The organism is Planococcus sp. SSTMD024 (genome assembly GCF_041320495.1).
Lineage (GTDB): Bacteria > Bacillota > Bacilli > Bacillales_A > Planococcaceae > Planococcus.
In genome coordinates, this window is record NZ_JBGGNS010000022.1 from 372138 (window position 1) to 385827 (window position 13690).

Annotated in this window: 8 protein-coding genes and 1 pseudogene; 7 read left to right on the forward strand and 2 right to left on the reverse strand. The window is 34.2% G+C overall.

Annotation, left to right across the window (positions count from 1 at the left end; all coding sequences use genetic code 11):
- Positions 1 to 89: 89 nt before the first annotated feature.
- A complete protein-coding gene (locus tag AB9R92_RS10710; RefSeq protein ID WP_370669437.1) occupies positions 90 to 872 on the reverse strand; it encodes an alpha/beta hydrolase in 783 nt (260 codons plus the stop codon).
- A 302-nt stretch (positions 873 to 1174) separates the two neighbouring features.
- Between AB9R92_RS10710 and AB9R92_RS10715 the strand changes: the two genes are divergently transcribed.
- From AB9R92_RS10715 to AB9R92_RS10740, 6 genes are all read left to right on the forward strand, one after another.
- A complete protein-coding gene (locus tag AB9R92_RS10715) occupies positions 1175 to 2788 on the forward strand; it encodes a DEAD/DEAH box helicase (protein WP_370669438.1) in 1614 nt (537 codons plus the stop codon).
- A gap of 14 nt (positions 2789 to 2802) precedes the next feature.
- Entirely contained in the window at positions 2803 to 4632 is a 1830-nt protein-coding gene (locus tag AB9R92_RS10720; RefSeq protein ID WP_370669439.1) for an ATP-binding protein, read from the forward strand.
- 16 nt (positions 4633 to 4648) lie between these two features.
- Positions 4649 to 5548, forward strand: coding sequence for a phospholipase D family protein (locus tag AB9R92_RS10725; protein ID WP_370669440.1), 900 nt, complete (start codon positions 4649 to 4651; stop codon positions 5546 to 5548).
- 110 nt (positions 5549 to 5658) lie between these two features.
- Positions 5659 to 6540, forward strand: a complete 882-nt coding sequence (locus AB9R92_RS10730) for a DUF4007 family protein (RefSeq protein ID WP_370669441.1) — start codon at positions 5659 to 5661, stop codon at positions 6538 to 6540.
- A complete protein-coding gene (locus AB9R92_RS10735; protein WP_370669442.1) occupies positions 6500 to 9961 on the forward strand; it encodes a hypothetical protein in 3462 nt (1153 codons plus the stop codon). The genes AB9R92_RS10730 and AB9R92_RS10735 overlap by 41 nt, the downstream gene beginning before the upstream one ends.
- 17 nt (positions 9962 to 9978) lie before the next feature.
- Positions 9979 to 10779 carry a hypothetical protein gene (locus tag AB9R92_RS10740; RefSeq protein ID WP_370669443.1) on the forward strand — a complete coding sequence of 267 codons (801 nt, stop codon included), beginning with the start codon at positions 9979 to 9981 and terminating at the stop codon, positions 10777 to 10779.
- A gap of 60 nt (positions 10780 to 10839) precedes the next feature.
- On the opposite strand, the pseudogene AB9R92_RS10745 reads toward AB9R92_RS10740, so the two are convergent.
- Positions 10840 to 11977: pseudogene (locus AB9R92_RS10745) on the reverse strand (IS3 family transposase).
- 208 nt (positions 11978 to 12185) lie between these two features.
- On the opposite strand from AB9R92_RS10745, the gene AB9R92_RS10750 reads away from it, so the two are divergent.
- Positions 12186 to 13436, forward strand: coding sequence for an HNH endonuclease family protein (locus AB9R92_RS10750; protein ID WP_370669444.1), 1251 nt, complete (start codon positions 12186 to 12188; stop codon positions 13434 to 13436).
- The last annotated feature ends 254 nt before the right edge of the window (positions 13437 to 13690 follow it).

The window sequence follows — 13690 nt, forward strand, 5'->3', positions numbered from 1 at the left end:
TTTTTAAGTGCGTCTACTGAATATTTTTCAATTGGATAAAGGACAGAACTATTTTATATGTATAAGTAATTCTCTCAAGTAACTGAGTTCTAGTTCCCTGAAAAATCTTTTGATGTCAAAAACCTAAATACACTCGGGACTCTTTCTTTAAAATAAGAATAATTATGTTCCGCCTCATCTATGATTGCGAATTGTGTATTAAGGATTTTTTCTTTTAGTAGTTCATAGACCAATTGATTGGAATCTAGAAACGTCTCGCTCACTTTCGTATTAGCTCCTGCTTCCTTGGATCCGCAATCCATATATACACTTTCAACTAACGACAGATCCGTCTCCCGAACCAGCTTCATGATTTCTTCTTGATTGCGGTAAAAGGCAGAAGACAGGGCGGCTATGTGTTTAAAAATGTGAGGGTAGCGGCACATAGCGTAAAAAGAGATAAGGCCGCCTAAAGAAATGCCGGCCATCGCGGTCTGATCTCGGATTGTGCGATATTTGCTGTCTATCAGCGGCTTTAGTTCGCTGACGATAAAATCCACGTAGTGCATTCCCTTTCCGCCTTTTGTGCTCTCTTTGCCTAATATGCTTTTGCTGTATTCACCGCTTACCCAAGGACAATACTCATCAATTCTTGCCAGTGGATTTTGATCGATCGCAACCACGATAAGATCTAATTCATGTGCATCCAAATAATTTTCAAGATCCAAAGATTTCCCGCCGATTGCCTCCAAATCTTGAAACACATTCTGCCCATCGTGTATATACAACACGGGGTAGCTTTTCTTTTCTGTCGAATAACTTTTTGGCAGATATACTCGGATTAATCTTTCTTGTTTGAATGAAGAAATATATGTATGAAATGTTTCTAACAAAGCCGTACCTCCTTTTGGAATGCTTCTGCATAAAACGTATAATTCTATAATCGTAAATCATTAGAAGGTCTATTGTTGTCATATAAAACGATTGGTTTTTATCCATTTATATCAATTAAAGTAGTGTATAAGTCTATGATATCTAAAACACAAAACTAATACAAAAAATGTAAAAAATAATAAACGAATGTATAAAAATTAAAGGTAAAGTGATATTATTAAATGTGAGAAAAGAACAATTATTTAACTTTGCATTTAAATAAAATAGTATTTTGTCGAAAATGCGTTAAAAGGGGGATTTTATGTCGCTTTACGAAAACTTAATTTTGAGGATCGATGAAATAAGTATCGAAGAAATACTTGGAAGCGATACCGTAAAGTTAATTAATCAGTTTAATGCAAATATTAGTTCTGATAATATGAAAAAAATTATTCTTGAGAATTTTTCACCAGGTAGTGTTTTGCGGAATAAGACTCATAGAAACATCCTTCTTGATCTGTTGAGAGAGAATGAAGTGAAAGATCTATTGAAGCAATTGGGAGTTCCGGATTCAGCCAACAACTTTGAGAATCTGAATAATCAATCTTTTAATAAAAATTCAAAAAACGAGAAAGTACTATTTTCTTTTTTAGGAACAGAGATTCCTGTTAAAGAAGAAATAGGAGAATTAAAAGAATCAGTTAACAAAGTTCAAAGTTATTATCCTTTGTTCGAACACCAGAGAAAAGCAATAAAAAAGTTAGAGAACAATTTTAAAGAAGGCGATAACAGAGTTATTTTGCATATGCCAACAGGCTCTGGAAAAACTAGAACATCTATGAATATTGTTTGTTCAAGCTTAAGGCAAAAAGAACCTGCTATAGTCTTCTGGTTGGCGTCGACTGAAGAGCTCTGTAAACAAGCAGCAGATGAATTCTCGAAGGCATGGATGTATACAGGCAATCGCGAGTTAGAGATTTATAGATTTTGGGGCGAGTATAACATTAATCCTGAAGAAGTCGTTGATGGTATTGTTATTGCGGGATTACCGAAAATTGTGAGTGCAGTGAAAAAAGACAACGGAATTAGATTCATATCTTCCCTAGCGAATAAAGCTGAATTAATAATCATGGATGAAGCCCACCAAGCAATCGCACCTTCATATGAGATGATTATTGAGGCATTATTTAATATTGGACATGGTAAAGAAAAAAAACTGATAGGATTAAGTGCTACACCAGGCCGTACCTGGAATGATGTGGAGGAAGATTCGAAGCTTGCCGATTTTTTTTCGAGAAAAAAAGTTACTTTAGAGATCGACGGTTATGATAACCCTGTTAATTACTTAGTAGATCAAGAGTATTTGGCGAATACTACCTATAAAGAACTAAAATATTTTTCCCGAGATGATTTCACGAAAGAATTAGAGAAATCCGAAAATGAGATTTCGAACAATATATTAAAGAAATTAGGAGAAGACTTAGACAGAAACTACCAAATTATAAATGCTGCAAAAAACTTAGTCGAAAGGCATCAGAGAATAATAATCTTTGCACCATCAGTAGAAAGTTCGGACTTAATTTCTTTCGTTCTTCAAAGCTTAGGTATCATCTCATATTCAATCACAGGAAAAACTGATTTAGCGGACAGAAGAAATCAAATTGAAAACTTTCTATCAGATGAAGAATCTCCGATGATTTTAGTAAACTATGGTGTACTAACTACTGGGTTTGATGCTCCAAAAACTAGTGCTGCAATTATTGCTAGACCCACAATCTCGTTAGTTTTGTATAGTCAGATGGTGGGGAGAGCAATTAGGGGTAAAAGAGCAGGTGGCAATAAAGAAGCGGAAATAGTAACGATTATCGATCAAAATTTACCAGGTTTTAAAAGTGTAGCTGAAGCATTTGAAAACTGGGAAGACGTATGGGAATGAAAGGGGAAATTTAAATGGTTAAAACACAAGCAAACAACAGTTATGTTCCACCTAGTTTAGCAATTCAAGCAATGAGAGATAATGGTTATAAAAATACGGCATATGCTATTGCAGAGCTGATAGATAATTCAATTCAAGCAGGTGCTAAAAATGTTGAATTATTATGTGCAGAACAAGAAGTAAATATTGGATCACGTCGAGTGAAAAACGTTTCGCAAATAGCCATTTTAGATAATGGTGAGGGGATGGATGAAGATATATTACAAATGGCATTACAATTTGGCAATGGGACTAGGCTCTCTAAAGAAAAAAGAACAGGGATGGGAAGATTCGGAATGGGATTACCTGCTTCCTCTATATCTCAATGCAAACGTGTAGATATTTGGAGTTGGCAAGGAGGCGAAGAAAACGCTAAACACATATATTTAGATGTGGATGAGGTCAAAGAAGGAAAAGATGGTGCTATGCCTACACCAAAGAGTGACGTAATTCCAGCTATGTGGAAGAAAGTAAGTAAAGGGTTAGGTGATAGTGGTACTTTAGTAGTCTGGAGTGATCTTGATAAACTAATGTGGCGAAAAGGAAAAACTGTAATTGAAAACTCAGAGTTGTTAATTGGCAGGATGTATAGAAAATTCCTTGAAAATGAGGAATTAACTATTAGGATGCTTTCCTTCGACAGAAACGATCTAGATCACTTCAATCTTGAGGGAATAGCTAAGCCCAATGATCCGATGTATTTAATGGAAAAAACTAGTTGTCCAGAACCGTATGATGAGATTCCGATGTTTGAAAAACTGTGCGATGATATAGTATTCACGGTTGAATTCAATGGTCAAAAGCATGACATTACAACTAGATTCTCCTACGCTAAAGCAGAAGCTCGAAAAGCATATAATGCAGGTAGCTTACCTCACGGAAAGCATGCTCAAAAAAATGTTGGTATTTCAATAGTACGTGCAGGAAGAGAACTAGAATTAGATCAAACATTGGTAATTCAACATGACCCGAGAGAGAGATGGTGGGGGGTTGAAATCGAGTTTCCACCTTCATTGGATGAGGTAATGGGAGTATCAAATAACAAACAATCAGCCAGTAATTTTTCAGGCGTTTTACAATTTATAAAAGATATAAATGAAATTACAAATAAGTCAGAGAAAACATATCATGCATTAAAAGAAGAGATGCAAAATGATGGAGATCCGCGAGAACCACTTTTAGATATAGCCAATCGTATTCAGTTGCAATTGAGTTCAATGCGTAAACTTATAGAAGCACAAAATAAGGGGCAAAATAATACTGCTAAAAAAAGACATGAAGACGTTGAAAATAGCCCTGAGAAAAAAGCCACAGATTTGACAGCTGAAAGAACTAAAGATGGTCATGTGGGTGAAAGTGATAAAGACAGTGGACTATCTGTAGACGAAAAAAAGGAAGCAATCAAAGAAGATTTAGTTAATACTGGGGTAGAAGAAACTCAAGCAGAGGCACTTGCTATAAGAACAGTCTCTAATAATTTAAAGTATACTTTTGCCAATACAACTTTCGAGAGTGATGCATTCTTTAGCGTAAGAGCTAAAGGTGGAGGAATAAATATTGTACTCAACACTGGGCATGATGCTTATACCCATCTAGTAGAAGTGTTAGAAACAGATTATGAGAATCAAAGTGAGACAGATTTGAAAGAACGGTTAATTGAAGCATCAAATGGATTAAAACTTTTATTAATGGCATGGGCTAGGTATGAAGATGAATTGCCAGCTCCTCAAAAAGGAAGAGCTGAAGATGCAAGAAAAGATTGGGGCAGAATAGCAAAGAAATTCTTGCATTCTATAGATGAATAAAATGATAATTCACAGTTTGGAAATCAAAGAAAGAATCAGGACTGAAATTTTATCAGTAAATACCGAAATACTTATAGTATCGGCATTTGCTAAAATAGAAACTCTCAAGTGGATTGATTCACACTCGAAATTGAATATCAAAAAAGTTTGTTTAGTTAGATTTAGAGCAGAAGATATCCTTGCGGGTGTGACTGATTTAGAGATGTTTGAGTATTGTATTAATAACGGATGGGAAATGTATATTAATGATAAAGTACACTCGAAGATATATTGTTTCGATAGAAAGAACTACCTTATAGGAAGTGCTAATTTAACAAATAGTGGTCTAGGTTTAAAAGGAAATTCGAATATTGAAACTATGGTTTATGGCTACCTTTCCTTTGATGAATACTTTGAAATTAAAAAAATTGTATATGAATCAACTAGATTATGCGAAAAACTTTATGAAGAAATGAAAGATCAAGTGGAATCAATAGAACTTCCTGAAAAAAGTACTCATTTCAAATGGAACGTCGATTTCGATAAATATAAAATAACGAAGTCTAAAATAATTTTAGAAATTTCGGATCTCTTACAAAGCGCAAGTCCGATAAGGCTCAACAAGAAAGACTTAGAAATGCTGAAAATTGATCCGCAAAATTTGCGTGGAGATATAACTAACCAAATATTAGAGCAGTTCTTGACATCTAAAGTCTTCGAGTGGATTTACTATCTTATGGAAGAAAATAAAGAAATGTATTATGGTTCTTTAACTGAAGAACTTCATGATAATTTATTAATTACCGCTCCTAATATTAAGCGGGAACAAGTAAAGATATATTTAACCAATATACTGAATTGGATTGAATATTACGAAATTCCAGAATTTTCAATAGATCGGCCTAAATACTCTCAAAGATTGAGGAGAAATAATTAGGGTTTCTTAAAATATTTGATATAATAAACATGCACACTTAAAAAGTGTGCATGTTTATTTAATGAATTTTTACTGGAGAGCATCTCCAATGAAAGAAGGTCGTTTTTTTTATGGGTTATAGTCAACATCAAAGTTTTTATCTAAGAGATAGATGGCTGAGTAAGGCTTTAAAGAATATAGAATTGAATAACTCCTTTTTCTTCGAAAAAGATGCATTCGAAAAAGTTGGACTTGGAAAAAATATGGTTCAATCTTTGAAATATTGGATAGTAGCCACGAAGCTTTATGAAGAAGAAAAAGAAGGGAATATTAAGTACCATCAGATTACCCGTTTAGGAAACTATATAAATGAAAAAGATAGAGCGATTAAGTACACAAATACTGCGGGTTTACTTCATCATTCATTGGCAACAAATGAAGATGTAAGTACTACATGGTATTGGTTTTTCAATGTTTATAGCGAGACAGTATTTACTCGGGAGGAAGTTTTAAACGAGCTTACTAAATGGGTGCAAACTCGAGAAACTCGTGTTGTTGCTGATAAATCCTTAAAAAGAGATATAGACTGTCTAATTAAACTTTATACTACTGGAGGTAGTAGTGCGGATCCGGAAGAAGTTATTCTGAGTCCTTTGTATAAACTTCAGTTAATGGAAGAAAAAAATGGGGTTATCTATAAGAAGGAAGCAAAATTTAATGAAGATAATCTTTTATTGATAGGATATACCTTACTCAAGTATGGAGAGCTAAAAAAAACTAGCACAATTAGTTTAGATGATATTGTTCACAAAGATAGTTTGTTGGGCAAGCTTTTTAACATGAAGAGATCATCTATAGTTACTCTGATAAGTGTTTGGACTGAGCATGAAAAATATCCTGCTTATTTTACCCGTACGAATAATCTCGATACACTACGGCTTCCTGAAGTATCTGCAGAGGACTTTATTCAATATGAACACCAACGAAAGGCTGAAAAAGCTTATGACATTTAAAGGTAAAGGATCATTTAGTACTAGTGTTAACTTAAAGTTTGATATTGGTAATAAAGAGTTCATTCAGAGATATTTACCAACTCCTTCTCATGCTGAATTTTTGAAGGGAATAATTGGTGGCTTTCTAGCAGAAGATAATAAGAATGCCCATATAATGATTGGCCCATATGGCAGCGGTAAATCATTGGCAGCTACAATTGTAGCAGACATTTTTTCTCGAAATATTGCTGAAAAAGACTTTATAAGACTAATTAATAAGTTTAAAGATGTCGATCAAGAAATCTTTGAAAAAATGAGTGCAGCAAAAGAATCTGAAAACTTATTCATTCCTGTAGCACTGTCAGGAAATGAAGGCCCTTTTAGTAAAGCTATTATTAATTCGATTGTAAGATCTGTGAAAAAAGAAGGCTATGAGCTTAAGGTTCCAGGAGAAGTTGACGAAATACAAAAAACTATCGACTATTGGGAGAGTGAATATCCACGAACTTTCTCTTTATTTAAAAAATCTTTGAAAGACCGCAACTATATATTATCTCGTTGGAAAAAAGAATTATTTAACAATAACGAAAAAGAAATAGCTTGGTTCAAAGAAGAATACTCTTCTTTGAGTGCTGGAGCAAAATTTCAATTAGACTATGATTTCAACTTTATTGATAAAATAACTCATATCGTTTCTCAGCTAAATACACTAAACATAAAAGTGTTTGTTGCTTATGATGAATTTGGTAGATTTCTGCAATCGTTAGAAACGTCCCAGATTTATAAAACTATGCAAGATCTTCAAGATTTAGCTGAAATTGCGAATAGAAGTGGAAACGTTCTCCAGTTATTGCTAATCTCTCACAAGAATATGTCTCAGTATATGATGGGCTACAACGAAGAATTTAAAGCGGAGTTTCAAAGAATCGAAAAGCGTTTCAAAACGTATTTTGTAGAAAGTGACAAGGCTACTTTTTATAGAATTGCCCAGGAATTTACTAAAGGAATACAGGAAGAACTATTGTTGCTTAACCATGAGGCAGTTGATTCAAAATGGATTTTGAAGAAGTATAATCTTTTTAGCGAGTTGAATCATCAAGAGACAGAAAAATTAATTGTAGAAGGCTGTTATCCACTACACCCTTTGGCTCTATTTTTAATACCTAGGTTATCAACTGTCTTTGGACAAAACGAGAGAACTCTCTTTACTTTTCTTGAGAGTGATGAAACTGGTGGTTTAAGAAACTTCATAGAAAAGAATAAGGATAGTATATATTATCCCCATGTGTTATTCGATTACTTTTTCCGTAACGAGTCTACTGAATTCCTTAGTGATGATTCATTCCAATCCCTAAAGACTTTCTATAAAGTCACTAAAAAAATGAAGAAGACAAAAGAAAATAGAGGTCAAATTGATTTATTAAAGTTAATAACATTATGGGAGCTATCTACTTCAACGAATGTAGTGAAACTAAATAAAGAATTACTGAAATATGGAACTGGTCAGACCATTAAAGAGTTGGATCAAAACCTAAATGACTTAGTTCAACAAAAAATGTTGCGCTATAATCGAATTCTTGATCAATGGGAGTTGAATGAAGGTAGCTCAGTTCTAGTAGACGAATTAATTGATAGAGAAAGGGAAAATTTAAGCATTACAAATTTTAGTAGGTTGGGAATTTTACAAAACTTACTAGAAAATAAATTTTATTTAGCTACTGATTATAACGATGAAAAGAATATTACTAGATTTTTAGAGGTTAAGTTAATAACTTCAGAACAAATAATAGATAGAACTTTTATTCAACAAGATCATAATGATGCGGATGGGTTCTTATACTTTGTAATTCCTATTAATAAGGCGGACTATATTAAATCCAAAAAACTTATTTCTGAAATAAAAAATAAAGTAAAGTTGTTCGCAATTTCTGATAAAGAATTTAAAACTATTCAACAAGGTCTAGATAAATTAGCGAGCTTATATTCAATCCATTCTAATAAAAAATTATTGGCTGATCATAATCGGCTAGATGAGGAAATAAGTGTATTGATTGCTGAAATTCAGTTTGAAATAAGCGATTTTCTGAAAGACTTTGAAAATTTTAGAGAACACGTGAAGTGGTTTTATAATGGGGAGTTATTAGAGGTAACACATCAAGTTCAGTTGGAAAACAAATTTAGTGAAATTATGTATGAACTATACCCAAGTACCCCAGAGATCCGCAATGATTCGATAAATAGACGGAATTTAAATGGTATGCAAACTAAGGCAATGTTTAACGTATTAAACAGTGTAATAAAAACTCCGAATTATGAGAGGTTTGGTATTGAAGGACAAGGACCTGATTATTTAATTTATGCAACAATTTTCAAGAATAATAATTTAGATATTACTCAGCTATCACAAATTGAATACGCTCCTTATCGCATGCTGAGGAAAGAATTACTATCGCATATTGTATCGGTTAAAAAGGGGAGTGTAAGAGACATAGAGTTAATTTTTTCTTCGCCTCCCTTTGGAATTAGAAAACCATTAATTCCTTTGTTGTTTGCTGGTTTACTAAGAGACGTTTGGGAACAATTAATGTTTTATCGCAATGGGATGTATATTACCGCAATTGATGCTGAAAAGCTATTTGGGATTTTTGGTGAAGCGGAAGAATATGAATTCGTTTTCAACGATTATACTCCGGAATTTTCTAAATTTGTAAAAAGTCTGGAAAGAGTATTTAAAGAATACGAAAGTGAGTACGTTCAGGAACAAACTATAGTAATTAGGGCTAGTAGCGGTATTCTTAACTGGCTACGGCAACTTCCACGACATACTCAAACCACTGAGGAAATGGAAAACAAGTTGTTGGAGTTTAAAAATATAGTTCGCAAAATTGAAGTGAATCCTGTAGAGAGTCTAGAACGATTACAGATAAACTTTAGCGATATAAATGCCTTGCTTCAGCTGAAAGAATCCCTCGAGGTTCATCACGAATATTTCAAAGAGGCCGTTTTGAAAAAGCTCTATAAAACATTCAATGTGACTTCAATTGAGTTATTAGAAAAGCGACATAATTCGTATTCTATCGAGACAGCTAAACGTAATCGTCTCCTAAAGTCTATGGATTTTACAGCAAAAGATTTTATTGAAAGATTTGCTTTTAATTATACAGGTGTTGAATTAGAAAATTGGTCAGACACAACATTTGATTTATTCGATAGACAGATGCAGAATGACTATAAAGATATGGAAGTATCTTCCGAAGACAACGATGTGATTTTGTTAGAATTTGGTGATTCACAGAAATCTATTAAGAAAGTTGAACTTTCTAATAAAGCAAATACAGTTTATGAGAATGTTAATCGCATAATTAACAATGCCGGAAGAAGTGTCCCAAGAGAAGAAATAGAGTTTTTAGTATTTAAATTATTAAATGAATATATAGATTAAAGGCAGGAGGGCTTAAGTTGGAAAGAAAAAAAGTACACGTAGCAATGTATAGTGGTGGAGCTTCTAGTGCTTATGTTGCTTATCAAATGGTACAAGCACATGGCAAAGAAAATTGTATTCTGTTCTTTACAAACACTCTTTGGGAAGATGAAGATAATTATAGATTCATGTATGAAGTATCTGATTATATTGGTGTAGAAATTACAGAACGTGTTGATGGAAGAACACCAGAAGAAGTTTTTTATGATTATCGATTTTTAGGTAATTCTAGACTAGCTAAGTGCTCAGAGGAGCTGAAAGTTCAGCAAACGATTGTTTTCTTAGAAGAATTAAGAGATGTTCATAATTTAGAACCGATTCTTTACTTTGGAATCGGCCCTCATGAAACTCATAGATCTGATAATTTAAGAGAGTTTTATTCACACCGCCCTTTAGAGCCAATTGAGACTAGATTTCCAATGATTGAAACATTTAGAGAAGACATTGATGTCAAATCAATTATCGAAGACGAGTGGGGTATCAAACTTCCAAGAATGTATGCTATGGGCTTCTCTCATGCCAACTGCGGAGGTCGCTGTGTTAGGGGAGGGTTTCAGCATTACGCTCAATTATATAAAGTTTGGCCAGAAAGATATGCTTTGCAAGAAGAAATGGAAGAAAATTTCCGCAAAGATTTTGAAAAAAATGTTTCTATACTTAAAAAGGACGGAGGACCTTATACATTAAGAGAGTACAGAGAACGTATGGATATTGAGGGTGTAGAAAAGTTTCTTAAAATTCCAGATGAAACTGTTCCTTGTGTTTGTTCGTTTTCATAAAAACCTTACTAAGACTTATTGGCACTGCGTGCCGTATTTGAGACAGTAAGAAAACACTTTTTATAAGACAGCCAGTTGTCGGTAATTTACCGGTGACTGGTTGTTTAATTTCATCTGAATTCGCATATGGTTACAATAATCTAAATATTCTTCGACGGTATGAATGAAGCATAGGTTGGTTGTGCTGTGAATGCCATCCAGGTAAAACGTTTCAGACTTTAGCAAGAAGTGCAACGTTTCGATAGGGGAGTTATCAGCAGGCGTGCCTTTGTGGGACATGCTCATGATGATTCCTTTTTCTTTGACGACTTTCTGGTTCTCATATGATGTATAAACGGATCCTTGATCACTATGCAAGAGAGCTCCTTCCAGCACTTCAAGTTAGCGAAGTGTATCCAACAAAAAGGCGGTATCTTGGGTTGGGCCAATCGTATAGGCAATGATTTCAACGTTGCAGAGATCTATGATACTTGAAAGATACAAGACCGACTGACCGAAGGACAAATACGTGATATTTGTGGCAAGCTTCTGAGATGGAGCTTTTGCTCGAAAAAATGTGGTTCAACTGATTTTCGGCCACATGCGCCGGTTGTCCGGTCCGTTTTTTTACTTTCACTCGGCACGACCGTTTTTATTTTTGCATGACGCGTTGAACGGTCTTTTCACAGACATCCGGAAATAAAGCAGTGATCTTTCGATAGCCATACCGTAATTTATGAGCTGCGCACAGCTGACCGATGGCTTGGACTCGTTCGTCTTTTTCTGGCCGTTATTGTTTCGCTCGGTTTTCCAGCGATAATACGTAGAACGCGGGACTCCTAGATGCTCGCAAATGAGTTGGATGGACATTGCTCCCTTTAATCTTTGACCAGTTCTACAAATGCTCCTCCAAACACTTCCTCTCCAATTCCTTGTACTTTTTTAACACGTCAATCTGTTGTTTCAAGTAGCGGTTCTCGACCTGGAGTCGATCGGTTTCCGATTCATATTCAGGTCCTTTGCCGTAGGCATACTGTTTGCCTACCGGCTGGTGAAAGCGATGAAGCGCACCTTCCCGGTGCCACCTCATTCAGGTTTTTAGCTGGGAATAGTTTTTGATATTCAATTCCTCTAGGACGGTTTTGACGGGTATCCCTGCTAACTTCATTTCAATTGCTTTCATCTTGACTTCCACTGGATAACTGACTCTTGTCCTCATAGAAAAACACCTCCACGTTGATTTACTGGTATTTTCATACCCGTTTTTCAGTGAAAGGTGTTTTTTATTTGTCTCGTACTTTTAGGTCAATGCAATTATCGTTCATTTGATAATAAGTCTTTTATTTTATTTAAAATATAGAAAAAAAAGTAAATTTTTTGTTATAATACGTTTAATATAAAGAATATTTTAAAAAAGGGGTGTCGAATTGAGAACTATACCAATGGTAAAGCCGATTTCGAGTATTTTAAATAGAAAGGCGAAGATTAACCCGAAACCACAATATCAAAGGGGACCAGTTTGGAATACGGAGAAAAAACAACAGCTTATCGATACAATTCTTAGAGGATATGATATTCCGAAATTTTATCTGAGAACCACTAAAGGTAAGTACGAGCATGAAGTGACAGATGGACAACAAAGACTTAGAGCTATTTGGGAGTTCTATGAAAATAAATTCCCGGTAGGAGATTATTCTACAGATTTACCTGAAGTCGGAGATTTATCTGGTAAATATTACAAAGACTTAACGGGAGATGAACAAGATAGGCTTTTATCTTTTACCTTATCGATTACAGAGATTGACAAGGCGACTGAGAATGAAGTTCGAGAATTATTCTTAAGGTTACAAGAGGGAATTTCTTTAAATCCTGCTGAAAAAAGAAATGCAATGGTCGGGAAAATGAGAGACTTTATAGCGTCAATAGCAGAAAATAAAGTTTTCTTGAAAACTAACATCGAGAATAAGCGCTTCGAATATGATGATTGGGCCGCTCATGTAACGTGTTTAGAATTAGCTGGAGGACCAACTAATATTAAGGCAATTGATTTAAAAAAAATGTATGAAAATAATACGTCGTTTGAATCTAATGGAAAAACGGCAAAAAAGGTAAAAAAAGTATTGAATTACATGGTAACTGTATTAAACGATAAACCACCTGAAATAAATATAAAGTGGGGATTTGTAGATTTGTATTTACTAGTATCTGTCTTAATAGATGACTATGATATTTCATCAAGACATAAAGATTTCCATGACTTTTATGTAGGCTTTGAAAAAGAAAGAAGAGAGGTTAGCGATCCGGTTGATTTGATTTCTGGACATCCTTCTGCAGACCAAATAGACCTATTTAATTATATCTCGGCTTTTCAAAAGGAAGGAGCTAACAAGAAAAATATTGAAGTGAGACATCAAGTTTATAAAAATAGATTTCTCTCTTCATTTGACGATTTATTACCCAAAGACCCCAAAAGAAGATATAACTCTGATGAACGATTAATTATTTGGCGAAACGCTGATATGAGATGTGAAAATGAGAAATGCAATAAAGTAATTACAATTGATGAAATGCATGCAGATCATATAGTGGCTCATAGCAAAGGGGGAAAAACAACTATTGATAACGGTCAATCTTTATGTGTAGAGTGTAACTTGAAAAAAAGTAATAATGTACTGTAGAAATAGTTTAATCAGGAAAATTTATTGAGACTTCACATGCGGCACACCAAAAAATAAACGCAAATTTATTTAAACAAAGGTTTTTGCAGGTTAATGAGATAATTCAGGATCTAGCCTTTGGACTCTTAATCGCGGATTACGTGTAGGCTAGCACTACCGTTATGTAATTTTCGAAATAAACAACAGTATCTTTTAAAAATCTCACATTACCTAATTTTTAAAAAAGTTATTTATAAAAATGGGAAGGCTTATGA